The organism is Mesorhizobium sp. RCC_202, from assembly GCF_041355295.1.
Classification (GTDB): Bacteria; Pseudomonadota; Alphaproteobacteria; order Rhizobiales; family Rhizobiaceae; genus Mesorhizobium.
The window spans coordinates 252190-278907 of record NZ_JBFUPO010000004.1 but is presented as its reverse complement, the minus strand read 5'-3'; the positions used below and the strand labels follow the sequence as shown (position 1 = coordinate 278907).

Genomic DNA, 26718 nt, shown 5'->3' with positions numbered 1-26718 from the left:
AATTTGCTAGCGCGCCACGGATTCGCCAAAAATCGTCACGGGGGGATTAAATCAATACATTTTATATGGATAACGGCTTTCTGCTCGCAGGCCGCGGGCCGCGGTGCCGACGAAACGAGGGCTTCGCACCCTCAATATTCGCGTTCGTAGAATAGGCCGCCCTTGGCTTCACCGGCGTCGTTGGCCTCGCCGCGCAGCTTGACGCCCTTGCCGACATTGAGGTCGATCGTCGCCTTGCCCGAACCCGGCTTGTCGCCTTTCTGGATGGTCACATAGGTGCGGTCGTTGAGGTATTTGCCGGCCGAGACGGCGGTGCCGCCCTTGTCGTCGGTGGTGACGTCGAGGTCGTCGACGCCGATGGCGCTGCGCAGGTTTTCGAGCAGCGAGGTCGAGCCGCCAACGCCCGCCAGCTGCGCGGCGGCTTCGGCGAGCTGCGCGATCTGCAGCGGCGAAAGGTTGGACATCGAGCGGCCGAAGATCAACTGCGCCAGCACCTCGTCCTCCGGCAGTGCCGGCACCGACGAGAAGGTGAACTTCGGATTGGTCGCCTCGCCCGAAACCACGATGGTGACGGTGGCATCGCTTGTCGTCGTCGTCGCGGTGAGGTTGAGATAAGGCACCAGCGAACCCGAGAACCCGACGGTGCCCTCGGTGAAGGTCAGCCGCTTGCCAAGGATCGACAGCCGGCCGCGCTGCAAGGTGAAGGTGCCGACGGCCTGCGGCGAGGAGGCCGGCCCGGTCAAGCGCAGCGAGCCGCCGAGCTCGGCGTCGACGCCTCTGCCCTGGATGAAGATCTGGTTCGGCGCGTTGACGGTCACGTCAAGCGACAGGCCGCTGCCGCTGTTGCCGCCGCCGGCGCTCGCCGGGCGCAGCGCCTTGTCCTGCGCGCGCACCGCCGCCGGCGCATTCCGGTGCTTGACGTCGAGCGCCGACAGCGAAGCCGGCAGCTTGTCCGGCACGGTGATCACTGTCCTTGCCAAGTTGATGGTGCCGGCGATCGCCGGCGCCGAGGCAAGCGGCCCCTTGATCGTCAGGTCGCCGCCGAGATTGGCGGTCACCACCCGGCCGTCGGTATAGCGGCCGTCGGTAAGCTTGATCGACAGATCGGCCGGGAAGCCTTGCGCCGGATTGATGCCGACCGTGCCGCTGGCCGACAGGCTGCCGCGCGTCGACAGCGTGCCGGTCAGGCGGTTGATCCTGGCAACGCCGTTGCCGATCGAAACATCGGCGGCGAGATCGTTGACCGCGAGCCCGGAACGGGCGTCGACCAGGCGCGCGCCGGACGTGCTCACCGTGCCGCCGATGACCGGCGCGGAGGCCGGGCCGCGCACCTGAAGATTGACGTTGGCGGTGCCGGTCAGCCCCAACCCTTGCGCGGCAAGCTTGGCGGCGAGGAAGGAGAACGGCACCTTGCCGTTGAAGTCGAGCACCAGGGCCGGCGTGCCGGTGGTCGTCACCGAACCGCCGCCCTTCAGGCCAAGGCCGGCGCCGTCGCTGATGTTGGCGTCGAAAGCAAGCTTATTGCCGGCGAAGGTTCCCGACGAGGTCACGTTCATGCCACCGAGCCCGGCGCCGCGCGTCTGCGAGGTCTGCACGCCGGAGGCATCGATAGTGAAAGCGACCGAAGGGCTCGCCGGCGCGCCCGTCACCTTGACCGTGCCCGAGATCGAACCGGCGGCATCGAGGCCCGGCGAAAAACTGTTGGCGAGCGACACCGGCACGCGGGCGAGAGTGGCGTTGATGTCGAGCGCCTGCCCGACCTTGCCGGTCACCGTCGCCGTGCCGCCGCCGAGATTGAGCACCAGCCTGTCCAGCGTCGTCGTGCCATTGGCGATGGTCACGGTCGAGGCCTGGGCGATCGCCGCCTTGATGCCCTGCACCGTCGCCTGGCCGGACGACAGCTCGATCGCGGTCGTTCCGTTGGCCACTTTCACGCGGCCGGTCGCCTTGGCCGGGATATTCTTGACTGTCGCGCCGCCGGAAAAGCCGGTCCAGTCGCCGTCGCGTTTGAGGTCTACATCGATACCGGTGATGGCGGTGCCGCCCGAAGTCACGCTCTCGGCGCGAACCGTGCCGGCAATGACCGGCGCGGCCATAAAGTTGGCGATCTGTGCGTCGATGGCGACGTTCTTGGCCGACAGATCGCCGCGCTTGATCGCCGCCGTGCTGGCCTTGACCGCGACATTCGGACCGTTGGCGCTCTTGGAGAAAGCAATCGTGCCACGCACGTCGCCTTCGGCCTTTTCCAACGCGAGCGCTGCCAGCGGGCCGATGTCTGGCAGATCGAGCGAGACGGTGCCGACCGGCACGAAGGCCTCGTCGAGCGCCAGATCGCCCGAAATCTTGTTCGGCCCGAGCGACAACAACAGCCCGTTGATCGCGCTCTTGCCGCCGGTGGTGGCGAGCACCGCGCTGCCTTGCAGCGCCTGTCCCGCAACATTGCCGGTAAGCTGCACATTGGCGGCCGGATTGGCCGCATCCGCCTTGCCGGTTGCCGTCAGCTTCAGGCCGGTGATCTCACGCGCTGCGACCGTGAGCCGGTCGCTATCGACGTTGAGCGACAGATCGGGCGCGGTCGGCGCGCCCTGCGCGTCGAGCGAGAAGGTGATTGCCCCCTTGGCGTCCTTCGACAGCGGTGAAATATCCGCCAAAGCGCCCTTCACCGCGGCGCTGAGCTTGTTGTCGGCGATGCTCGCCTGCCCGTCGGCGGTCAGCGCGCCGGACACAAGCTTGACCGGCCCGACGCTGAGATTGCCATTGGCGTCGCGCTGCGTCGTGGCGCTGAATTGCGTCCGCTCGGCCAGCACGCCGCGCACGCCGGCCGGCAGGGCCGCCGAAAGCACGTCGGCCTTGACGGTGAAATCGACTGAGCCGTCGGCCAGCGAGATGCGGCCGTTGAAGGCGCCGTCCAGCGCGTCGCTCGACGCCGAGCCGCTGTCGATGGTGATCGCATCCGGCGCAAGGCTGCCCGCGACCTTTGCCATGACCTTGCCGGCAACCAAGGGCGCGACGGTCGGATTGTCGAGATCGATCTTGTCGGCCTCGACCGTTCCGGAGATCGGCCCCTTCTTCTCCTTGATGTCGAAAGCGTCCGAATGCAGCGCCAGCGCCAGCCCCTCGACCTTGACGTGGTTGGCCGTGGCGGAGGGCAGCGTCGCGTAAATGTCGAGCCGCGGCGTCGTGCCCTGCCCTTGCGCCTTCACCGAAACCGTCTGCAGATCCAGCGCGACCGGGCTGTCTGGTGTGCCGAACTTCAGCGGCAGGCTCGGCCCGGTGGAGGCGAGGTCGAGCGTGAAATCGCTGGCGCCGTTCGGGTTGATGGTGCCGGTCGCCGTGCCGGAAATCTTGTCGCCGGACAATGTCGCCTTGTCGATGACGAGGCCGCCGGCGGTCGTGACGCTGCCCGCGGCATCGAGATTGAGCGGCCCCAGCCCCGCCTGCCGCGTCTGGCTGGTCTCGGCGTCCGCGATTTGCGCGTTGAACTGGACATCAGGATTGGACGAGGCGCCCGTCACATGCGCCGCGCCGTTCAATGTTCCGGCTGCATCGAGGCCAGGCACGAATTCATTGGCAAGGGCCGCCGGCAAATTGGCGACTTTGGCCGACAGGTCAAGCGCCTGGCCGGCTTTGCCGGAAACCGTTGCCGAACCGCCGGCAAGATCGAGCGCAAGTTTTTCGATAGTGGCCACGCCATCGGCAATTGAAAGGCTCGAAGGCTCTGCAATCGCCGCCTTGATGCCGCGTACGGTCGCCTCGCCGGAGGCGATCTCCACGCTGGTCGTGCCATTGGCGATCTTCACGCGCCCGCTGGCGGTCGCCGGAATGCCGGCCACAGTCGCGCCGCCGGCAAAATTGGTCCAGTCGCCGTCGCGCTTGAGGTCGATGCCGATGCCGCTGACCACGGTTGAGCCCGACGTCACGCTGTCGGCCTTGATCGTGCCTGAGATCGCCGGACCCTTGAGATAATTGGCGATCAGCGCGTTGACGGTGATGGTCTTTGCCGCCAGATCGCCGCGCGCGATCGACCCGCTGGTCGCATTGACGGTGACGGTCGGCGCCTCGCCATCCTTGGCAAAAGCAATCGTGCCGTTGATGTCGCCCGTCGCATTCTGGTTGCCGAGCGCCGCTAGCGGTCCGATGTCGGGCACGGCGAGCGTCAGCGTGCCGAGCGGCAGGAACTGGCCGTCAAGCGCAAGATCACCTGAAACCTTGTTGTCGCCGAGCGACAGGCTGAGCCCCTTTATCGAGCGATTGCCGCCCGTCGTGACCAGCGACGCCCTGATATCGAGCGGCTGCTCCTCGGCGCTGCCGGTCAGCGCTATATCGGCCGACGGATTGACGATGTCGGCCTTGCCCTTGGCCGAGAACTTGATGTCCTTCACTGTCCGGCCGGCCGCCGTCAGGCTGGCGCTGTCGGCCGATACGGCAAAATCCGGCGCCGAGCGCGGCCCGTTCGCCGTCAGCCCGAACTCGACCCCACCCGCGAGCGGCGTGCCGGCGAGCGAGGACAGCGACGAGACGTCGCCAAGCGTTCCCTTGAGATTGGCCTCAATGTCCGACCCTTGCGCGCTGGCCGTGCCGCTGGCGCTGAGCGAGCCGGAGGTGAGCTCCAGCGAATTGGCCGCGAACCCGCCTTGCGGATCGCGTGTCGCGGTGGCCGAGAACTTCACCCGTTCGCCAAGCAGCGAGCTGATCTGCGGCGGCAATGCCTTCGAGACAGCATCGGCATTCATCTTTAGCGTCATCGACAGGTCGACGAGCGATACATTAGCCGTCAACCCGGCATTGAGCGCATCGCTGCGCAGCGTGCCCTGATCGAGCACGATATTTTCGCGGCTGATGGTGCCGGCGAGGTCGGCGGCGAGCTTGCCTGTCACCAAAGGCGCCAGCGTCGCCACGTCGGTCTTGAGGCCGGCAGCCGCAAGTGTGATTTTGACCGGGCCGCTGCGATTCTCGATGTCGAAGCCGTCGGAATGGATCTGGGCGGTGATATTGTTGAGCTGCGTGCCGCCGACCGCGACCGAGTTAAGCGTTGTCCCGATATCGACCATCGGCGCCTTGCCGTCGCCGAACGCCCGTGCCGTCGCCTTTTCGACTGCGACCAGGATCGGCACCGCGCTGTTGCCGACATCGATGGTGATCGGCTTGCCTTTGGCGGACAACTCCACGGCGAGATCGCTGGCGCCCTTCGGATCGACATTGCCGCTGGCCGTGGCTTGGACGGCGTCGCTCTCTATCGTGCCGCGCTCGACATCGATCCCGCCGCTCGTCGTCGCCGTGCCGGCGATATCGAAACTTGTCTTGCCGGCAAACAAGGAAGCGATCCGTTCCGGCAGGAACGGCTCGAATTGGCCGTCGCCCTTGGCCTCGACGTGGTGGCCCTTGTCGGAAAGCTGATGGCGGCCGGTGAACTGGGTGACGATCTGGTTGTCGACCATGAACGTGCCGACGCCGCTCCAATTGGCGAACGGTCCGCTGCCGGACACGACAATGTCGACAGGCGGCGCGTTGGGCAATTTGAGCAGATTGGCAATGATGCCGCCCGCCGGTTCCGAGGCCTTGAGATCGAGGTCGAGCTTATTGTCGGCGGGCACGAAGTGGATCTTGGCGTCGACATTCCCCTGTTTGCCGTCATGGCGAGTGACATTGAGCACGGTTTCGATCGCCAGCGGCGACGGATCGGCCTTGAGCGACCCCTTGGCGGCGAGTTCGGCAATGCCGCTGCCGGCAAGCTCCTGGCCGAGCGCGATCTCGGGCAGGTCAATCTGTTTGACGTCGATCGACACCGGCAGGCCGCTCGATCCGCCTTGTGCCGGCTGCTGGCTTGGCTGCGGCAGCCGTGCCAGTTCGATGCGCTCGGCTGCCAGGCGGTCGGCGTTGAAATGCCATGACAAGAGCGCTGACGGCGACCAGTCCAGCGCCACCTTGCGCGCCACCAGCCAGGGGCCGGCCCGGTCTTCGACCACGACATGATCGAGCCTGAGCGCGCCCGACCATACGCCCTCTATGCCGGCGACCGTGACCTTGCGGTCCTCGTTCGAAGCCATTTTCGAGATCAGGCTGGCAAGGTTCTCACGGCCGCCTTCCGTGCCGGTCAGCACGAACAGCGCGCCGATTGCGACCACCAGCAGCAGAAGCAGCGTGTAGATAAAGATGCGGAGGATGCGCCAGAAAATCTTCATCGTCAGAACGCCTGGCCGATGCCGGCATAGATGCCGAAATGCGGATCGCCCGGATCGCGGTTGAGCGGCACGGCCGCATCGATGCGCAGCGGCCCGAACGGCGTGATGTAGCGCAGGCCGACACCGGCGCCGACCTTCACATTGGAGAAATCGGGGAAGGATTTGGTCGACACCGTGCCGGCATCGATGAAGGGCACGATGCCGATCGTATCGGTGACGCCGATGCGCATCTCGACCGAGGTCTCGAAGAAGGACAGGCCGCCGATCGGCTGGCCGTTGATGTCTTTCGGGCCGATGCCCTGGTAGGAATAGCCGCGCACCGAACCGCCGCCGCCGGAATAGAAGCGCCGGTCGGCCGGAACGTTCTGCAGGCTGGTGCCGACGATCGAGCCAAGCGTGGCGCGCTCGGCGAGCACGAACCGGCTTGCCGTATCGATCGACTGGTAGGCGTAGCCCTCGCCCTTCAGTTTCAGGAAGGTGGCGCCATTCAGGATGTCGTAGCTCGGTTCGGCATAGGCCAGAAAGCGGAATCCCCTGGTCGGGTTCAGCTTGTTGTCGCGGCTGTCATAGACATATTGCAGCGGCACGCTGGCGATCAGATAGGTGTGCTTGCCGAAAGCGTCGGTGATCTTCGAATAGTCGAGGTCGACTTCAGCCGACACACGCTGCTGCTTGTCGAGGTCATAGGAGACGCCGACATCGCCCTTGACCGAGAAATGGTCATAGGCGTCAGGGTGTTCGAACACCGTCTTGATGCCGGTGAAGAACTTCGATGTCGGCCCGAGCACGCCCGGTTTCTCGAACATAACGCCGGCATTGTAGTTGAGCGCCGAGATGCTGTTGCTGCCGATGCCGCTGATCGAGCCGTCGATGCGCAGCTTCTCGGCCTGGCCGAACAGGTTGCGGTGGCCCCAATAGCCTTCGAGCCCCAAGCCTTCCGTGTTCGAAACCGTGCCGCCAAGGCCGAAATAGCGTGGCTTGCGCTCGCTGACCTGGACGTTGATCGGGATGTTGCCGTTGGCGTCGAGACTATCGCCCTCCTTCATCGTAACGCTGTTGAAGACCTCCAGCCCGAGCAGCCGGTCGCGCGCGTCGTCGATCTCCTGCGGCGAGTACTGTTTGCCACGCTGCAGGCCGGTCATGTATTCGGTGAAGTTGCGGTCGACCTTCTCTGTGCCTTCGACCGTCGTGTCGCCATAGCCGGCAACCGGGCCGGCCGCCACCGTCAACGTGACATCGAGCATCGAATTGGCATGGTCGGCGACGATCTCGCGGTCCGTGACCTTGGCGAGCGGCCTGCCCTCTTCCTTCAAGGCCCGCACGATGGCCGCTTCCGCCTTGAGCACGGCGCCGGAGCCGGCATCGCCGCCGGCAATCAGGCCGAAATCGGCGCCAGCCAGCCCGGCCGCATCGCCTTCCAGCTTGATGGTGCCAAGTGTGAATTTCGGTCCGGCAGCGACGCTGACCACCACCGGAATAGGCTGCGGTCCCTTGAATTCGGCATCCGGCGGCAATTCGTCGATCGACTTGCCCTGGATCGTGACCGTGACCACGCCCTCGTAACGCGCATCGGCGTAAAGCGCGGCCACCAGTTGTTCGCGGTCGTTGCGTGCCTTGGCCATCAGGCCGAGCGAGCCTGAGACCGGATGCTCTTCGTCGCTTTTCAGCGCCGAGGCGTTTTCGAGCTTCTTGACAAGGTCCTTGTCGGCATCAGGCGCATCGATGGTCACGGAATAGCGCAAAGGATCGACAATGTCGGTGTCCTCGTCGCTGGAGGAGCCCCAGAGCTTGATGCCGAAGATCTCGAAGGCGGCCGCCGGCCGCGATTGGCCCCAAAGCACGGTCGAGCAGACGAACGCCAAAACCAGGGCGCGCGAAAGCCCGCGCCCTGGCGCGACCTCCGCTGACATCTGCGTTTCATGCGCCGGCATTAAGACAACCTAGTCGACAAAACTAAAATTGGAATGAAGTTCCGAAACGTTCGTAAAGGGGCCACAATCCAATTGTCTCAAATAGACCGGGCTTGGAATTCACACCTTTTACGTTTTCGCAAGAAAGTGTGATCCGTCTCACAGAGGTTCTGTCGAAATACCGGCCTTTGGCCGGCATGGAAACCGTTCGCGGGTGATAAACCTGCGCCGTTCCGGCGTTGACAAGCCTGTTTGAAGCTTGCTCATGTCCGGACGCTGGCAATGTCTGGAGGGTGGTATGGCAATGCGCGCGGCTCGTGGTCTCTCTTTCTTTCTCGTTCTTTTTTTCGCCTTGAGCGGGGTCGCACTGGCGGCTGAAGCCCGGCGAATCGTAACGACCGACAATTCCGACTATTTCGGTTTCGACCTCAGGTCCGACCAGAATGTCAGCCTCGACCAGTGCAAGACCGCCTGCCTTGGCGACACCGCCTGCCGCGCCTTCACCTACAACACCAAGGCAAAGTGGTGCTTTCTCAAATCCGACTATAATCAGCTCAAACCCTTCACTGGCGCCGTCGCCGGTAAGGTCGCGAACCTCGATGGCGATCCCGATATCGGCGCGCCGCCGGAACTGGCCTTTTTCCCTGGTTGGATGGCCGACCAGGCCCAGCAGTTCCGCAACAAGCTGACCGATCCGGCCTATGACAAGCCGACCGAAGGTCTTGCCGCGCTGCAAGCCGCCGCCGAACAGGCGGCGCTGACCGGCGACCATCGCCTTGCCATGCAGAAATACCAGGCCGCGGTGTCGGTCCTGCCTGATAATGGCATGCTGTGGCTGGCGCTGGCGCGTGAAACGCTCGCCGTGCAGCCGGCGTCGAACACCGCCGAACCCTCGACTTTCCCGACAAACGTCACCTCCGCCGCCTTCAACGCTTATAAATTGGTACGCACCACGAAAACCCGCGCTGAAGCCCTGGCCGTGCTTGCCGCCGGCCTCGACAGGCGCGATCTCTATCGGCCGTCGCTGCAGGCTTATGAAGCCAGCCTTGCCCTGGTGAGCTCGCCCGCCGTCCAGGCCGACTACGCCGACCTCAAGGCGCGCAAGGGTTTCCGCGTCATCGAGCACACTGTCGACGCCGATTCCTCTTCGCCGCGCATCTGTGCCCAGTTTTCCGAGGAGTTGGTCAAGACCGGCGTCGATTATTCGCAGTTCGTCACCGTCGACAACGCCGCTCCCAAGGCTGTCGAGGCCAAGGACAAGCAGGTCTGCGTCGAAGGCCTGGAGCATGGCCAGCATTATGACGTGACCTTCCGCGCCGGCCTGCCGGCCGCGATCGGCGAGACGCTCCCCGCCCCGGTCGTGCTGTCGATCTATGTCCAGGATCGTGCCCCGTCCGCCCGATTCACCGGCGACAGCTTCGTGCTGCCTTCCGGCGCCCGCCGCGGCATTCCGGTCGTCACCGTCAACATGACGGCCGCCAAGATGACGCTCTATCGCATCGGCGATCGTTCGCTGGCGCAGCTTCTGTCCGGCTACCAGTTCCTGCACCAGCTCGACGGTTATGACATTTCCACCGTTTCCGACCAGATGGGCGAGCCGGTCTGGTCCGGCACGCTCGACATCGCCAACGATCTCAACAAGGAAGTCACCACCTCCTTCCCGGTCGATCAGGCGATCCCGCAACGCAAGCCTGGCGTCTATGTCCTGACCGCTGAGGCGGTCAACGACAAGAGCGACGATTATGGTTCGCGCGCCACCCAGTGGTTCGTGGTCTCCGACATCGGCCTGACCACCTATACCGGCCAGGACGGCCTCAACGTCTTTGCCCGGTCGCTGGGTTCGGCCAAGCCGATCGCCGGCGCGGAATTGACGCTGCTTGCCAAGAACAACGAAATCCTCGGCACGGCGACCACCGACGCCGAAGGCCACGCTGTCTTCAACCCCGGCCTCACGCGCGGCGAAAACGGCATGGTTCCTGCCGTGCTGATGGCCAAGCAAGGCGACCAAGACTTCGTCTTCCTCGACATGACCAAGGCCGGCTTCGACCTCTCGGATCGCGGCGTCGAGGGCCGTGCTTCGCCCGGCGCGCTCGACGTCTATGCCTGGACCGAGCGCGGCATCTACCGCGCCGGCGAGGATGTGCATGTCGCAGCCCTTGCCCGCGACGGCGCGGCAAAAGCAGTCGAGAACCTGCCGTTGACCTTCATCTTCACCCGCCCTGACGGCGTCGAGAGCCGCCGCATCGTCAGCAATGGCGAGTCGGCCGGCGGCCATGCCGTCGACCTGCCGCTCGAGGCCAATGCCATGCGCGGCACCTGGACGGTGTCGATCTACACCGATCCCAAGCAGTCGCCGGTCGCCAGCCAGATGTTCCTGGTCGAAGACTTCGTGCCGGATCGCATCGAGTTCGACCTGACGGCCGATAAGAAAGAGATCGCCCAGGGCGAGACCGCCACCGCCACCGTCGACGGCCGCTTCCTCTACGGCGCACCGGCCGCGGGCCTGGCGCTCGAAGGCGAGATGACGCTGTCGACCACCAGCACCTGGGACAGCTTCAAGAACTTCACCTTCGGTCTCGCCGACGAGCAGTCGAGCGAGCCGACGGTGACGCCGTTCACCAACCTTCCCGTGGTTGGCGACGACGGCAAGGCGACCTTCCCGGTCACCATCGACACGTTGCCGTCGACCACCAAGCTGGTCAACGCCAAGGTCACCGTGCGCATGCGTGAGGCCGGCGGCCGCGCCGTCGAGCGCTCGCTCGATCTCGCGGTGCATCCGCTCAAGGAGATGATCGGCATTCGCCCGGATTTCGCGGATGATGAGGTGCCGCAGGGCGGGACCGCCAAATTCAGCATCATCGCCGTCGACCCGAATGGCAAGCGTGAGAACCTCAAGGGCGCCCAGTGGTCGCTGGTCAAGGTCGAACGCAATTATCAATGGTACCACAACAACAATTCCTGGAACTACGAAGCAGTGAGCCTCACCAAGGCCGTTGCCAATGGCGCAATCGACCTCAACGCCGACGGCGACGCGACAGTGTCGCTTCCCGTCGATTGGGGCCGCTACCGCCTTGAGGTCGAGACACTCGATCCGGACGGCCCGGCGAGCAGCTATGAGTTCGACGCCGGCTGGTATGTCGCTTCGACCACCACCGAAACACCCGACGGGCTGGAGATCGCCCTCGACAAGGACAACTACGCCGCCGGCGAAGTCGCCAAGCTGAAAATCTCGCCGCATTTTGCCGGCGAACTTCTGGTCACCATCGGCGCCGAGAAACTCTTGAAGACCGTCACCGCTTCGGTGCCGGCCGGCGGCAGCACCGTCGACATCCCGATCGGCGACGACTGGGGCGCCGGCGCCTATGTCACTGCGACCTTGTTCAGGCCGGGCGATGCGCAGGAATCGCGCATGCCGGCCCGCGCCATCGGCATCCAGTGGCTGACGGTCGACCCGGGCTCGAAGAAGCTCGCGGTCTCCTTGACGCCGCCGGAAAAGACCTTGCCGCGCCAGCAGCTGTCGATCCCGGTTGCCGTCAACGGCGCCCAGGCCGGCACCAACGCCTATGTCATGGTGTCGGCCGTCGATGTCGGCATCCTCAACCTCACCAATTACAAAGCGCCCGATCCGGAGGACTGGTTCTTCGGCCAACGCATGCTGGGGCTCGAGATCCGCGACCTTTATGGCCGCCTGATCGACGGCTCGCTCGGCGCCATCGGCAAGATACGGACCGGCGGCGACGGCGCCAACATGCAGGCGCAAGGCAGCCCGCCGACCGAAAAGCTGGTCGCCTTCTTCTCCGGCCCGGTCGAGCTCGACGCCAACGGCAAGGCGCGCATCGACTTCGACATCCCGCAGTTCAACGGCACCGTGCGCGTCATGGCCGTCGCCTGGACCAAGGATGCCGTCGGCCATGCCCAGACCGATGTCATCGTGCGCGATCCGGTGGTGATCACCGCCGGCCTGCCGCGCTTCCTGGCGCCGGGCGATGCCGCGACCATGCGTCTCGACATTGCCGACACCGACGGTCCGGCCGGCGACTATTCGCTGGCGGTCACCACGACCGGCGATCTAACGACCGGCGACAAGCCATTGCCCGAGAAGCTGACGCTCGCCCAGGGCAAGCGCCAGTCGCTCACCTTCCCGCTGGTTGCGCACACTGCCGGCGACGCTTCCGTGACCGTCAAGCTCGCGCATGCCGATGGCACAGAGGTCGAGCAGACGCTCTATTTGCCGGTGCGCCCGGCGCAGCTTCCGGTCACCAACCGCATGGTTGTCGACCTCAAGCCGCATGGCGGCTCGCTGCGCGTCGACAAGGAACTGCTTGCCGCAAGCGTCCTCGACGGCGCTTCGGTCAGCGTCGGCGTTTCGCAGTCGTCGGCGCTCGACGTGCCGTCGCTTTTGATGTCGCTCGACCGCTACCCCTATGGCTGCGCCGAGCAGACCACCAGCCGCGCCATGCCGCTGCTCTATGTCAACGACATGGCCAAGAGCATCGGCATGGAGAACGATCCGGACCTGCACGGCCGCATCCAGGACGCCATCTACAAGGTTCTGTCCTACCAGGCGGCGAGCGGCAGTTTCGGCCTCTGGGGCCCAGGCTCGGGCGATCTGTGGCTCGACGCCTATGTCACCGAGTTCCTGACCCGGGCGCGCGAGGAGAAGTATGATGTTCCGGCGCTGGCGATGAACCAGGCGCTGAGCAATTTGCAGAACTCGATCGGCTACGACCAGGACGTCCAGGACAAGGGCAGCGAGATCGCCTATTCGCTCTACGTGCTTGCCCGCAACAAGAAGGCCTCGATCGGCGATCTGCGCTACTACGCCGACACGCAGCTCGAAGCCTTCTCCAGCCCGATGGCCGTCGCCCAACTGGCGGCGAGCCTCGCGCTTTACGGCGACACGCAGCGTTCGGAGGCGACCTTCCAGACGGCGCTGCGGCTGGCGCAGTCGGAGACCGACTACGACTGGTACCGCTCCGACTACGGCTCGCGGCTGCGTGACGGCGCCGCGATGCTGGCGCTGGCGGCTGAATCGAAGCCAGTGCCGAGCCTCATGCCGCAGTTGATCAAGCTGGTCGGCGTGGCGCGCGCCGATGCCCGCTGGACAAGCACGCAGGACGAATCCTGGATGCTGCTCGCCGCACGAGCACTGCGGGCAGGCAATGATTCCATCACGCTTTCCGTCAACGGCGCGCCGCATTCGGGCGGCTATTCCAACCAGGTCGCCGGCAGCAGCCTGGTCGACAGCCCGCTCACCATCGCCAACACCGGCACGACGCCGCTGCAGGCGGTGGTGACAACGGTCGCCGCTCCTGTCGAGCCGCTGCCGGCCGGCGGCGACGGCTTCACCATCGATCGCACCTACTACAAGCTCGATGGTACCGAGGCCGACGTCACCGAGGCCACGCAGAACGAGCGCTACGTGGTCGTGCTCAAGGTCTATGAGCAGAACAAGTGGCCGTCGCGCCTCCTGATCACCGACTTGTTGCCGGCTGGCTTCGAGATCGACAATCCGGGGCTGGTGTCCAGCGCGCAATTGTCGAACTTCTCCTGGCTGGCGCAGACCGACGCCGCGCATCTGGAGTTCCGCGATGACCGTTTCGTCGCCGCCTTCAACCCCAACGAAGGCGACGGCGACCGCAACATCATGCTGGCCTATGTCGTGCGCGCCGTGACGCCCGGCACCTACGCCCATCCGGCGGCGACGGTGGAGGACATGTACCGGCCGCAATACTCGGCCCGCACCGCCACCGGCGTGATGGAGATCAAGGCGCCGTAAGGCGCCTTGACGAAGATGAACATGCCGATGGCCGCGACAATCACCTTCTCCCCATTCTACGGGGAGAAGGTGCCGGTCCACCCCCAGCAGCCGCAGCGCCGCTGCTGCGAGGGGTAGCGCCATGCTCTCCAGAAAATTCCTCAGACGAACCGCCATCGCCGGCGCCTGCCTGACCGGCTTCGCCGTGCTTTCGATCGCAGCGCTCTGGGAGCTCGACCGCGCCTTCCCACCGCCCTTGCCGGCAACGCTGACGGTCTCGACCGAGGTGCACGATCGCGACGGCCAGCTTCTGCGCGCCTTCGCCACGCCGGACGGCTACTGGCGGCTCGAAACCCGGCTCGACCAGGTCGACAAGCAGTTCGTCGACATGCTGGTCACTTACGAAGACAAGCGCTTCTGGAACCATGGCGGGGTCGATTTCCTGGCGATCTGCCGCGCCGCCGGCCAGCTCGTCACCAGCGGCCACATCGTCTCCGGCGGCTCGACGCTTTCGATGCAGCTCGCCCGGCTGATCGAGCCGCGCGAAAGCCGCAGCCTTGGCTCCAAGATCAAGCAGATGTTGCGCGCCATCCAGATCGAACGGCGGCTCTCCAAGCAGGAGATCCTCGAACGCTACCTGACGTTGGCGCCCTATGGTGGCAACCTCGAAGGCGTACGCGCCGCTTCGCTCGCCTATTTCGGCAAGGAGCCGAAGCGGCTCACCGTCTCGGAAGCCGCCCTCCTCGTCGCCCTGCCGCAATTGCCGGAAAAGCGCCGGCCCGACCGCAACCTCGACATTGCGCACGCGGCGCGCGACCGGGTGCTGACCCGCATGGTCTCATCCGGCCTGCTCGGCGAACGCGAGGCCGCGCGCGCCGCTCTCGACGACGTCTCCGGCCTGCGCCGCAAGCTGCCGGCGCTGGCGGCGCATGCTTCCTACGCCATGCTGCCCAGGGCGGTGCCCGGCCAGCCGCTGCAGCTCACCATTCGCAAGAGCGTGCAGCAAGGGCTGGAGCAGGTCGCGAGGGATGCGGCCAGAAAGCTTGGCCCCAAGCTTTCCATCGCCATGGTGATGGCGGATGCGCGCACCGGCGACATTCTCGGCGAGGTCGGCTCGGCCGATTTCTTCGACGCCAGCCGCTCCGGCTGGATCGACATGACCAAGGTGGTACGCTCCCCCGGCTCGACGCTGAAGCCTTTCATCTACGGGCTCGCCTTCGAACAAGGGCTGGTGGCGCAGGAGATGATCATCGAGGACAGCCCGGTCGATTTCGGCGGCTATCGTCCGAAGAATTTCGACATGGGCTACCAGGGCGACGTCTCGATCCGCCAGGCTTTGCAGCTCTCCCTCAATGTGCCGGCGATCCGCGTGCTCGACGCAGTCGGCCCCGCGCGGCTGACCGCGCGCTTCCGCCGGGCCGGCGTCAATCCGATCCTGCCGCTCAACGAAGCGCCGGGCCTGGCGATCGGCCTTGGCGGCGTCGGCATCACGCTGCGCGACCTGGTGCAGCTCTATACCGGGCTTGCCAATGGCGGGAAGATGCACTCGCTGCATGACGGCACCGAGCCGGCAGATGCCCCGCGCGTCACCGCCACCATGCTCGACGATCAGGCCGCCTGGCAAATCAACGACATCCTCTCCGGCGTGAAGCCGCCGGAAGGCGCCATGCAGCGCGGCATCGCCTACAAGACCGGCACCTCCTACGGCTATCGCGACGCCTGGTCCGTCGGCTTCGACGGCCGCTACGTGCTCGGCGTCTGGGTCGGCCGCGCCGACGCCAGCCCGATACCCGGCCTGTCCGGCTATGTTTCGGCGGCGCCGATCCTGTTCGAAGGTTTTGTGCGGTCAGGCCTGGCCAGCGTGCCGCTGCCCAGCCGCCCGCCGGGCGTCTTCAACCCCAAACGCGAGGACCTGCCGGTGACGCTCGCCCGCTTCGGCGCCGGATCGGACGGGCTGGTGCAGGCGACGGCGATCGAACCCGCGCCGACGATCATCTACCCGCCCAATGGCGCGCGCGTCGACCTCGGCACCAATTCGGCAGACGCCACGCCGCTGGTGCTGAAATTGCAAGGCGGCCGCGCGCCGTTCCGCTGGCTCGCCAACGGCAAGCCGCTCGCCGGCATCGACCGCCGCCGCACCGCGACCTGGCAGCCCGATGGCACCGGCTATTCGACGCTGACGGTGATCGACGCCGTGGGGCGTGCCGCGAGCGTGAAGGTTTTCGTTGAATAGGGTGCGGCAAGCGATTCAGTGGATTGCGCTTATCCGTGTCCCGTTAGGCGCGAGGCCCCCCTCTCTGGCCTGTCGGCCATCTCCCCCGCAAGGGGGGAGATTATTCGCCTCAATGGCTTCGCCAATCTTCAACGTTGGAAAGACAGAGCCGGCGCCGAAGCCGCCAATCTCCCCACTTGAGGGGGAGATGCCCGGCAGGGCAGAGAGGGGAGCTTCGCGCAAACTTTCATTAGCATTCCTCGCAACATTGGCTCTCCTACCCACAATCTCCTCCCCGGCCCACGCCGCCCCCCTGCCCGCCGGTTTCGTCAGGCTGGCCGATGTCGATCCCTCCATCCGCCAGGACATCCGTTATGCCGGCCTTGAAAACTTCCTGCACCGCAAAGCTGACGGCTATGACGCCCCTGTCTGCATCCTGACCAGGCAGGCGGCCAAGGCACTGTCGACCGTCCAGAAAGCGATGACCGCCAAAGGCCTGACGCTGGTCGTCTTCGACTGCTATCGGCCGGCGCAGGCCGTCGCTGACATGGGCAAATGGACGAGACAAGGCGGCCCGCCCGATCCGCAATGGTATCCGACGGTCCAACGCGGCGATCTCATTGCCGAAGGCTATATCGGCGAGCTGTCCAGCCATTCGCGCGGCTCGACCGTCGACCTCGCCATCGCCGAAACAGACAAGAAGAGCTCGGCCCATCCGGCCTGCGGCGCGCCGGACGGCGGCACGCTCGATTTCGGCACCGGCTTCGACTGCTTCGATCCGAAAAGCGAAACCGCCAGCGCCCTGATCGGCGCCGAGGCAGCCGCAAACCGCAAAATGCTGCTGGCCGCCATGCGTGCCGCCGGCTTCCGCAACTACGCGCGCGAATGGTGGCACTTCACGCTGACCAAGGAGCCTTTCCCAAAACAGCGCTTCGATTTTCCGGTGACGGCGAACTAAGCAATTCCACGAAAAGTGGGCCGCGGTTTTCGGTCCGGAATTGCGCGAGAACAAAGAGCGAGGGCGGTTCACCGCTCCAAGCCGTCGCCTTGCCTCGACCTGGACCGGTCCTAGTTAGGCCCCGAGTGCCGCTTCGCGCATTGAGGAAGTTATTTCCTCGTTTGCCCTTCGTCCGGCGAAAAATTGCTTCCAGGAGGCGAAAAAGGCAACAATCGGTGCATCTAATTTCTATCAATTCGCTAGATTTGGCGCGGGTTCAACGGAGGCAGAAATGACCAAACCTCATTTCAGGAAACTGCTCGGCGCGCTGGTCGCCACATCTGTCCAGTTCGGCACGCTCGGTTTCGCGTTCGCCGATACGACAATTCTCAACGTGTCCTACGATCCGACACGCGAGCTCTACAAGGCCTACGACGAAGCGTTTGCCGCGCACTGGAAGGCCGAGACCGGCGAGACGGTCACCATCCAGCAATCGCATGGCGGCTCCGGCGCGCAGGCCCGCGCGGTGATCGACGGCCTCAATGCCGACGTGGTGACGCTGGCGCTCGAAGGCGATATCAACGCCATCGTTTCAAAATCGAAGAAGATCGATCCCGACTGGCGCAAGAAATTCGAAAACAATTCAGCGCCTTACACCTCGACCATCATCTTCCTGGTGCGCAAGGGCAACCCCAAGGGCATTCACGACTGGGGTGACCTGGTGAAGGACGGTGTGCAGGTGATCACGCCTAACCCGAAGACCTCCGGCGGCGCACGCTGGAACTATCTGGCGGCCTGGGCCTATGCCAACGCCCATGACGGCGGCGACGAGGCCAAGAACAAGGAATTCGTCGGCAAGCTTTACGCCAACGCCCCCGTGCTCGACAGCGGTGCGCGCGGAGCGACCGTGACCTTCGCGCAGAAGGGTCTCGGCGACGTGCTGATCGGTTGGGAAAATGATGCCTATCTGGCGCTCGACGAATTCGGCGCGGACAATTTCGACATCGTCTACCCGCCGACCTCGATCCTGGCTGAGCCGCCAGTGGCGATCGTCGATGCCAATGTCGACGCCAAGGGCACGCGCAAGGTGGCCGAAGCTTATCTCGGCTGGCTCTACTCCAAGGAAGGCCAGACGATCATCGCCAAGAACCACTATCGCCCGGCCAAGCCGGAGCTGGTGGCGGCGGAGGATCTGCCCAAGACGCCTGACATCAAGCTGATCTCCATCGACGATCCGCTTTTTGGCGGCTGGAAGAAGGCACAGCCTTACCATTTCGGCGACGGTGGTATATTCGACCAGATCTACAAGCCGGCCCAGTGAGCCAGATCTAGATCAGGACGATATGACCACAGCACCCGCTAAGGCAGGGTGGCGATTCAGACAGCCGAGTGTCATTCCGGGTTTCGGACTGACGTTCGGCTTCTCGCTTGCCTACCTCACCCTCATCATCCTCATTCCCCTCTCCGGGCTGATCTGGCGATCGGCAGCCCTTGGCTGGGCCGATTTCTGGGCTCTCGCAGGCGATCCGCGCACCGTCAAGGCACTCGAGATCAGCTTCGGCACGGCCTTCCTCGCCGCTGCCGTGAACGTCGTCTTCGGCACGCTGGTGGCCTGGGTGCTGGTGCGCTACCGCTTTCCGGGCCGCCGCGTCGTCGATGCCATGGTCGACCTGCCCTTCGCTTTGCCAACCGCGGTCGCCGGCATCGCGCTCACCACGCTTTACGCGCCGAATGGCTGGATCGGCCATCTGCTCGCGCCACTCGGCATCAAGGTCGCCTATACGCCGCTCGGCATCGTCGTGGCGCTGGTCTTCATCGGCCTGCCTTTCGTCGTGCGCACCGTGCAGCCGATCATGGAAGAGATCGACAAGGAGGTCGAGGAAGCGGCAGCGACGCTCGGCGCCAGCCGCTTTCAGATCATCACCCGCGTGCTGTTCCCTGGACTGGCGCCCGCCATCATCACCGGCTTCTCGCTCGCCTTCGCGCGCGGCGTCGGTGAATATGGCTCGGTCATCTTCATCGCCGGCAATCTTCCCTACAAGTCGGAGATCGCCCCGCTGCTGATCGTCATCCGGCTCGAGGAGTACAACTACCCGGCCGCGACCGCGATCGCGGCGATCATGCTGGCATTGTCCTTTGCCATGCTCCTGGTGATCAATCTCGCGCAGACATGGAGCCGCAAGCGCTATGGCTGACCCCGAGATCAAATCCTACGAGCCGCACCACGAGAGCCGATCGGCCGCGGTCACGGAGAGCCGCCCCGTCCGGATCACGCTGACGATCCTGACGCTGGCCTTTCTCGCCGTCTTCCTGCTGTTGCCGCTGATCGTCGTTTTCCGGGAAGCTTTTGCCAAAGGCGTCGGCGCCTATTTCGCATCGCTAAGCGATGCCGACACGCGCTCCGCCATCCGGCTCACTTTGCTGGTGGCGGCGATCGCGGTGCCGCTCAACCTCGTTTTCGGCCTTTCGGCTGCCTGGGCGATCGCCAAGTTCGAATTCAAGGGCAAGGCTTTCCTGACGACGCTGATCGACCTGCCTTTCTCGGTCTCGCCGGTCATTTCCGGCCTGGTCTATGTGCTGCTGTTCGGCGCGCAGGGGCTGCTGGGCGGATGGCTGCAGGCGCATGGCATCCAGATCCTGTTTGCCGTGCCGGGCATTGTGCTGGCCACCGTCTTCGTGACTTTCCCCTTCGTCGCCCGCGAACTGATCCCGCTGATGCAGGAACAGGGCAATGGCGATGAGGAAGCGGCGCTCTCGCTCGGCGCCAACGGCTGGCAGGCCTTCTGGTATGTGACGCTGCCCAACATCAAATGGGGGCTGCTCTACGGCGTGCTGCTCTGCAACGCGCGCGCCATGGGCGAGTTCGGCGCCGTCTCCGTGGTGTCGGGCCATATTCGCGGCCTCACCAACACCATGCCGCTGCATGTCGAGATCCTCTACAACGAATACAACGCCGTCGGCGCTTTCGCTGTGGCTTCGCTGCTTGCCGGCCTGGCGCTGGTGACACTGGTCTTGAAAACACTTCTCGAGATGCGCTACGGCGCCGAGATCGCCGCGACACGCGGACATTGATGCATGTCGCCCAAAAGTGGAGGCCGGTTTTGGGGCAACGACATGCATGAAACAAAGAAGTGCATGTCGCCCAAAAGTGTGTAGCGGTTTTGGGATAACGACATGCATCCACTGAAAAAGGGACGTTTATGGAAGTTCGCGTTGTCAACGTGCGCAAGGAGTTTGACCGGTTCCCGGCCCTGCACGACGTTTCGCTGGACATCAAGTCCGGCGAGCTCATCGCCCTGCTTGGACCCTCCGGCTCGGGCAAGACGACGTTGCTGCGCCTGATCGCCGGGCTGGAGCGGCCGACCAAGGGCGCCATCTTCTTCGGCGAGGACGACGCCTCGCAAAGGTCGATCCAGGAGCGCAATGTCGGCTTTGTCTTCCAGCATTACGCGCTGTTCCGCCACATGACGGTGGCCGACAACATCGGCTTCGGCCTCAAGGTCCGTCACGGCGCGGCGCGCCCGCCGGCGCAGGAGATACGCCGGCGCGCCTCGGAACTGCTCGATCTCGTTCAGTTGTCGGGACTGGAAAAGCGTTACCCGGCGCAGCTCTCCGGCGGCCAGCGCCAGCGCGTGGCGCTTGCCCGCGCCATGGCGATCGAGCCCAAGGTGCTGCTGCTCGACGAGCCGTTCGGCGCGCTCGACGCGCAGGTGCGCCGCGAGCTGCGCCGCTGGCTGCGCGAGATCCATGACCGCACCGGCCACACCACCGTCTTCGTCACCCATGACCAGGAGGAAGCGCTGGAGCTTGCCGACCGTGTCGTGGTCATGAGCCAGGGCCGCATCGAGCAGGTCGGCACCGCCGATGACATCTACGACACGCCGAACTCGCCCTTCGTCTACTCCTTCATCGGCGAGTCGAGTTCGCTGCCGGTCAAGGTCGAGAATGGCGAAGTCTGGATCGCCGACCGGCCGATCGGCCTGCAGGCGCCGCATGCGCAGACCGGCGAAGCAGTTCTCTATTTCCGCCCGCACGACGTCGACCTGCTCGACGGCTGCAGCGGCTGCATCGCCGGCACGGTCGCGGCGAGCCGCCGCGTCGCCGGCACCAGACGGGTGGAACTCGAGATCGGCGGCGAACGGCAACGCGTCGAGATCGAACTGCCGGTAGACCACCCCGCCGCGCAGAAGAGCCGCGTCGCCTTCAGGCCGCGGCGCTGGAAGCTTTTTCCGGCGGGCTGAGATACAGCGGCTTATCGTTCCTGAAAAACGATGACCTGCCCTGAACCCTACTCCAGCCAGTTCTCGACCTTCAAAGCTTTGATCCGGCTAAACTCTCCGATGTTAGCCGTCACCAATGTTGTGCCCAGCGTGCAGGCATGCGCGGCAATGAAAAGGTCATTGTGGCCAATGATCTGACCTCTGGCTTCCAGGTCTGCTCGAAGTGCGCCATATTCGGCGTCCACAGGCACATCGAGGGGTAGGACGGGAATCTCCGCCAGCAGTTCCTCGACCTTCGCGAGCAGCTTTGCCGACCCCTTCCGGGCACAACCATAGCGCAGTTCCGACGCGACCACGATGCTGGTGCACACGGCGCCGTCTCCTTCGCGCGCCACCACACTGGCGGCCTTGCCGGCCGGATTTCGGATGATGTCGCTGATGACATTGGTATCCAACATGAAGCGCATCAAAATATATCCTCGGGCTTGACGGGCGCATCGTCGATCTCGGGAAAGTCGTCCTCTGGGCCAAGCGGCGGCTCTTTCGCCCATTGGGCGAGCAACGCGACAAGACCGGGTTTCCGAACAGGTTCGATGATGAGACGCTCGCCGTCCCGGCTGATCAGAACCTTATCCCCGGGGAGCTCGAATTCCACAGGAATGCGCACCGCCTGACTGCGATTGTTGCGAAACAGCTTCGCTTCCTTCGGCGGCGGCGTCGCGGGGCGGTCTTGGCGCATCGTTACCTCCGTTGCATATGCCATTTGTATATGCCAAATGGTCTCGCACTGCAATCTTTTGCTTGCACTTCCGGCCGACGTGCGACCGCCTCTGGAAGGAAATTCTGACAACTGGTGGCTTTGGCGAAATCTTTTCTCGCTCAGACACCGCCCAGCTTCCGGCCATATCTCGTCGCACACGGCGGTTGCGGCTATCTTGTCGAGATCAGCGTATTTTCATCCGGAGCCTATTTTCATGAAGCGATTTTTGCTTGGCCTCGCAGCCATTGCCGGTCTCGTCCTCGCATCCTCCCAAGCCTGGTCGGCCGACAAGCTGTTGAACGCCTCTTACGACGTCGGCCGCGAATTGTTCGTCGACGTCAACAAGGCCTTCATTGCCAAGCATCCCGGCGTCACCATCGACCAGTCGCATGCCGGCACCTCGGCGCAGGCGCGCGCCATCGCCGAGGGTCTCGCCGCCGATGTCGTCACCTTCAACCAGGTCACCGACGTCGACTTCCTGGTCAAGAAGGGCCTGGTTTCGGCCGATTGGCAGAAAGATTTTCCAGACAACGCCTCGCCCTTCTATTCCTTGCCTTCGTTTCTTGTCCGCGCGGGCAATCCGAAGCACATCAAGGACTGGAACGATCTGGTGCGCGACGACGTGCAGGTGATCTTCCCCAACCCGAAGACTTCCGGAAATGCGCGCTATACCTACCTGGCTGCAACCGCTTACGCCAAGGAGGTCTTCAAGGGCGACGACGCCAAGGTCAAGGAGTTCGTCACCAAGCTGTTCAACAACGTGCCGATCTTCGACACCGGCGGCCGCGCCGCCACCACCACCTTCGTGCAGCGCGAGATCGGCGACGTGCTGATCACGTTCGAATCCGAGACGCGCGGCATCCGCAAGGAATATGGCGCCGATAAATTCGAGCAGGTCACGCCCTCGGTCAGCCTGTTGGCCGAGTTCCCGGTGGCGATCGTCGACAAGGTCGTCGACCAGCACGGCAGCCGCGATCTCGCCAAGAGCTACCTGGACTTCCTCTACACGCCCGAAGGCCAGGACGTTGCCGCCAGCAACGGTTTGCGGGTCCGCGACGCCGCGGTGGCCGCCAAGCACAAGGCGGACTTCCCGGACGTTCGGCTGTTGACGGTCGAAGAGGTCTTCGGCGGCTGGGACAAGGTGCAGAAGGAGCATTTCGCCGCCGGCGGACTGCTCGATCAGGCTTACGGCAGTCGCTGAAAAAGCTTCACAATCAGGAAGAGCAGGAAGCCGGCGTTTGCCGGCTTTCTTTATGGCCGGGATGACAACGCTTTGCTGGGGACAGCGCGACCGCCAATGTGAAAAACGTTACGAAGAATCAACGCGTTTGTGCCTATGGTGACTGGCAAATCATTGGGCCAAAGGCTGTTCGGGGGCCAACCTGTCATGATTTGCACACAAACAACCGCCAGATGCAGGCGCATTGGGGTTTGATGAACTGACTCGGGCATGCTGACCAAAAAAGGCAAATACGGCCTCAAGGCCCTCGTGCATCTTTCCAGCCTGCCGGCTGGCCAGCTTGCATTCGTCAACGACATCGCTGTCGCCAACAACATCCCGAAGAAATTCCTGGATGCCATCCTCGGCGAGTTGCGCAATGCCGGCTTCGTGCAGAGCCGCAAGGGCAAGGAAGGCGGCTATCGCCTCGCCCGGCCGGCGGCCGAGATCAAGATCGGCCATGTCGTGCGTGTGCTCGACGGACCGCTGGCGCCGATCCCTTGCGCCAGCCGTACGCAGTATCAGCGCTGCGAGGATTGCGACGAGGCCACCTGCCAGGTTCGCCATATGATGCTGGAAGTGCGCCAGGCGATCGCCGAGGTGCTCGACAATCGCAGCCTCGCCGCCATGCGTGACGCCGATAACGACGATTTCCCGGCCGAACTGACGTCGCAGATTTAAGCCCCCGCACTGACCCGCTCCGCCCTTGGTTGCTTGTCCGCCTTGGACGCAGTAAATCGGCGCAGCATGATCCTGAAAAGTGGGAACCGGTTCTCGGACAAGATCATGCTCCATTTAGGGATGGAACGGGGGTCTGACGCATGAGGCTGCCTTGGCTCGGCAATTCACGCAAGGCCAACCGTCAGCCATCGTCCAGCGATATCTTTCGCACCGAGGTCATTGCCGATGTCCCAGTGCCGGAGCGCGACGAGGCGGTCCGCTTCTTCAGCCGCAAGCTGGTCCGCCCCGGCAAATTGCGTAGCTTTTCCAATCGGGATCTGCGCGAGATCGTGCTGGCCTGCTTCTATCTCGCGGTCGCCGCGGTGCTGCCCGTCTCCTTTTGGGAGGCGATCTGCGGCTGGGTATCGAGGGTCCGGCGCAAGCGCCATTTCCGCAAGGAATACCCCCGTTACGACGCCGCGGTCAGGGCGGTGCTTGGCGATACCGTCGACACGCAAAGCATGTTCGCGGAAGAACTCGCCGCCATTCACCGCCGACGGCTGACGCTCGCCGCGCACCTTGTTCCCGGACGCCGCTGGTCGCCGACCATCCGGTTGGAAGGCCTCGAAAGCCTGCGCGAGGCCTTGCGGCGCGGGCGCGGCGCCATCGTCTGGTGCGATCAGTTCACGGCGCAGACCATCATGGGCAAGCGCGCCCTTCACGAGGCGGGCATCGAAGGCCATCAAGTGAGCGCCGAGTTCCATGGTTTTACGCCGAGCAAGTTCGGTCTCCATGTCATCAACCCGCCTTTGGTCAAGGTCGAGAACCGCTTCCTGAAAAGCCGGATCGTCTTCGAGCGCTCCGACGCCTACCAGGTGACGATACGCATCCAGAAGGTTCTCAAGGAGAATGGCGTGGTGCTTATGACTAACACCGTCTATGCCGGCTCCACCTTCGCCGAAGCCGCTTTTGGCGAGCAGGGCTGGACCCACCTCGCCTCGGCGCCGGCAAACTTCGCCTCGCGCGCGGGTGCCGCGCTGTTCCATATGGCGACGCTGGAGACGGTCCCGTTTCGCGACTATCGGGCGATCGTGCGCGAGCTCGGTTCCGGTCCCAAGGCGGCCGCATCGGCCGGGCTGGATAAAACGGCAAAGAACCTCGCCCTTCAGGCAGGCTACATTCTGTCGAAGCGCGACCACATGCTCGAAACGATCAAGCTCTGTCCGGGCCAGATGATGGTCTGGTCCAGCGCTGCCCGGCTGACCGAGCGGCCAACGGAAGCCGCGATCGGCGACGAAGGCGCCTGAAAGCAAGTCCTAACTGAGCTCTTTCACAATCTCCGCCACCGGGCGCGTTCCGTCGACTGTCACCGCCCGCTCATCGTCGGCAGGTTCTTCCAGCGTGGCGAACTGGCTGTCGACCAGGCTTGCCGGCATGAAGTGGCCCCTGCGGTTGTTGACGCGCCGCCAGGCGATCGCGCGGTCGACCCTCAAATAGAGGAAGACGATACCCGGGAAAAAACCACGCAACCGGTCGCGATAGCTGCGCTTCAAGGCCGAGCAAGCCACAACCACCTTGCGGCGGTCCGTGACAGCGGCGGCGATACGCTCGCCTATGGCGTCGAGCCAGCCCTCGCGCAGTTCATCCGTCAGCGCCTCGCCGCGCGCCATGCGCGCCACGTTTTCCGGCGGATGCAGCCTGTCGCCCTCGACGTAGATTGCCCCGACCGCCTTGGCCAGCGCTTCGCCAACGGCCGTCTTGCCGGAACCGGCCACCCCCATGACCACAATGGCCGACACCGCGGCAATATTGTTGACGCCAGCCTTCAATGGCAGCGCTGCTTTCTCATCATCATCCACGGTCAGCGGCTCGCCGGCGCACGGCCATAAAGCAGAAGCATGGCGACGATGACGACGCCATAGATGATCTGCCGCCCCGCCTCCGGCATCTGCATGACCGAGAGGATGGACTGTAAGAGCGTGATCAGGACCACGCCCGCCACCGTGCCGAGATAGGAGCCGCGCCCGCCGAGGATCGACGTGCCGCCGAGCACGACGGCGGCGATCGACGGCAAGAGATAGGCATCGCCCATCGACTGTGCCGCCTTGGACGCATAGCCGGCCAGAAGCACACCACCGAAAGCGGACAACCCGCCGGAGACGGCAAAGGCGATCATCACCACGCGGCGCGTGTCGATGCCGGACAGATAGGCGGCGCGCTCGCGGTTGCCGATGCCATAGACGGTACGGCCAAAGCCGGTGCGGGTCAGCACGAACACCATCGCTGCACCGATGACAGCCCAGATGATGACCGCGTTGGGCACTCCCGGAATGGTAAAGCCCGTGGCGAGGTAGCGCATGGCGCGGGTCGCTGAATCCTGTGGCGAGAAGCCGCCGGTATAGACCACCATCAACCCTTGCGCGACGGCGTTGGTTGCGAGCGTGATGATCATCGAGGGAATGCGCAGATAGGCGACGCCGATGCCGTTGACGATGCCGATCAGGACGCCGCAGAAGATGCCGAACGGGATAGCCAACACCACCCCGGCCGGACCGTAGGCGGCCGCCGCGCAGGCCATCATCGCGCCTGCGGCTACCGACCACGGCACCGACAGGTCGATCTGACCGAGCAGGACGACCAGCATCATGCCGGTGGCGATGACGCCGAGGAACGAGGCCACCTTGAGCTGCTGCAGCAGATATTCAGGCGACAGGAAGCTGCGCGAATAGAGGCTGCCGAGGAACAGCAGCAGCACGATACAGGCGAATGCCGTCAGCACCGCCGGATCGGCGCGGCGGATGAATTTCGGCATGCGGCCGGCAATGCCGCCGTCGCTCTTCCTAACCATCGGCGTCGTTTC

General features: G+C 64.4%; 16 protein-coding genes. 10 read left to right on the top strand and 6 right to left on the bottom strand.

What is annotated here, in order from left to right:
* Positions 1-131 precede the first annotated feature (131 nt).
* Together AB6802_RS11455 and AB6802_RS11450 are read right to left on the bottom strand one after the other, a co-directional pair.
* On the bottom strand, positions 132-6182 hold the full coding sequence (locus tag AB6802_RS11455) for a translocation/assembly module TamB domain-containing protein (RefSeq protein WP_371010206.1): 6051 nt from the start codon (positions 6180-6182) through the stop codon (positions 132-134).
* A 2-nt stretch (positions 6183-6184) separates the two neighbouring features.
* Positions 6185-8113, bottom strand: coding sequence for an autotransporter assembly complex family protein (locus AB6802_RS11450; protein ID WP_371010205.1), 1929 nt, complete (start codon positions 8111-8113; stop codon positions 6185-6187).
* A gap of 277 nt (positions 8114-8390) precedes the next feature.
* Between AB6802_RS11450 and AB6802_RS11445 the strand changes: the two genes are divergently transcribed.
* The 7 genes from AB6802_RS11445 (at position 8391) to AB6802_RS11415 (ending at position 21240) form a co-directional block, all read left to right on the top strand.
* On the top strand, positions 8391-13871 hold the full coding sequence (locus tag AB6802_RS11445; RefSeq protein ID WP_371010204.1) for an alpha-2-macroglobulin family protein: 5481 nt from the start codon (positions 8391-8393) through the stop codon (positions 13869-13871).
* Between the two features lie 121 nt (positions 13872-13992).
* Complete coding sequence (gene pbpC, locus AB6802_RS11440) at positions 13993-16083, top strand: penicillin-binding protein 1C (RefSeq protein ID WP_371010203.1); 2091 nt, start codon at positions 13993-13995, stop codon at positions 16081-16083.
* 247 nt (positions 16084-16330) lie between these two features.
* Positions 16331-17020: a M15 family metallopeptidase gene (locus AB6802_RS11435; RefSeq protein ID WP_371010202.1), complete on the top strand. Its 690-nt coding sequence runs from the start codon at positions 16331-16333 to the stop codon at positions 17018-17020.
* A 271-nt stretch (positions 17021-17291) separates the two neighbouring features.
* Positions 17292-18320 (top strand): sulfate ABC transporter substrate-binding protein, encoded by a 1029-nt coding sequence (locus AB6802_RS11430; protein ID WP_371010201.1) that lies wholly within the window; start codon positions 17292-17294, stop codon positions 18318-18320.
* A 22-nt stretch (positions 18321-18342) separates the two neighbouring features.
* Positions 18343-19194: a sulfate ABC transporter permease subunit CysT gene (gene cysT / locus AB6802_RS11425; RefSeq protein ID WP_371010200.1), complete on the top strand. Its 852-nt coding sequence runs from the start codon at positions 18343-18345 to the stop codon at positions 19192-19194.
* Positions 19187-20071: a sulfate ABC transporter permease subunit CysW gene (gene cysW / locus AB6802_RS11420; protein ID WP_371010199.1), complete on the top strand. Its 885-nt coding sequence runs from the start codon at positions 19187-19189 to the stop codon at positions 20069-20071. The genes cysT and cysW overlap by 8 nt, the downstream gene beginning before the upstream one ends.
* A 128-nt stretch (positions 20072-20199) precedes the next feature.
* On the top strand, positions 20200-21240 hold the full coding sequence (locus AB6802_RS11415) for a sulfate/molybdate ABC transporter ATP-binding protein (protein ID WP_371010198.1): 1041 nt from the start codon (positions 20200-20202) through the stop codon (positions 21238-21240).
* A 47-nt stretch (positions 21241-21287) separates the two neighbouring features.
* Here AB6802_RS11415 and AB6802_RS11410 read toward each other — a convergent pair whose 3' ends face one another.
* On the bottom strand, positions 21288-21686 hold the full coding sequence (locus tag AB6802_RS11410; RefSeq protein WP_371010197.1) for a type II toxin-antitoxin system VapC family toxin: 399 nt from the start codon (positions 21684-21686) through the stop codon (positions 21288-21290).
* A complete protein-coding gene (locus AB6802_RS11405; protein ID WP_371010196.1) occupies positions 21686-21958 on the bottom strand; it encodes an antitoxin in 273 nt (90 codons plus the stop codon). The genes AB6802_RS11410 and AB6802_RS11405 overlap by 1 nt, the downstream gene beginning before the upstream one ends.
* Before the next feature lie 235 nt (positions 21959-22193).
* Between AB6802_RS11405 and AB6802_RS11400 the strand changes: the two genes are divergently transcribed.
* The 3 genes from AB6802_RS11400 (at position 22194) to AB6802_RS11390 (ending at position 25165) form a co-directional block, all read left to right on the top strand.
* Positions 22194-23180, top strand: a complete 987-nt coding sequence (locus AB6802_RS11400) for a sulfate ABC transporter substrate-binding protein (protein WP_371010195.1) — start codon at positions 22194-22196, stop codon at positions 23178-23180.
* 249 nt (positions 23181-23429) lie between these two features.
* Complete coding sequence (locus tag AB6802_RS11395) at positions 23430-23879, top strand: Rrf2 family transcriptional regulator (protein ID WP_140821031.1); 450 nt, start codon at positions 23430-23432, stop codon at positions 23877-23879.
* 140 nt (positions 23880-24019) lie between these two features.
* Complete coding sequence (locus AB6802_RS11390; protein WP_371010194.1) at positions 24020-25165, top strand: hypothetical protein; 1146 nt, start codon at positions 24020-24022, stop codon at positions 25163-25165.
* 9 nt (positions 25166-25174) lie between these two features.
* Here AB6802_RS11390 and AB6802_RS11385 read toward each other — a convergent pair whose 3' ends face one another.
* Both AB6802_RS11385 and AB6802_RS11380 read right to left on the bottom strand, forming a co-directional pair.
* A complete protein-coding gene (locus AB6802_RS11385) occupies positions 25175-25639 on the bottom strand; it encodes a gluconokinase (RefSeq protein ID WP_371010469.1) in 465 nt (154 codons plus the stop codon).
* An 80-nt stretch (positions 25640-25719) separates the two neighbouring features.
* Positions 25720-26706: an ABC transporter permease gene (locus AB6802_RS11380; RefSeq protein WP_371010468.1), complete on the bottom strand. Its 987-nt coding sequence runs from the start codon at positions 26704-26706 to the stop codon at positions 25720-25722.
* Positions 26707-26718: the final 12 nt, after the last annotated feature.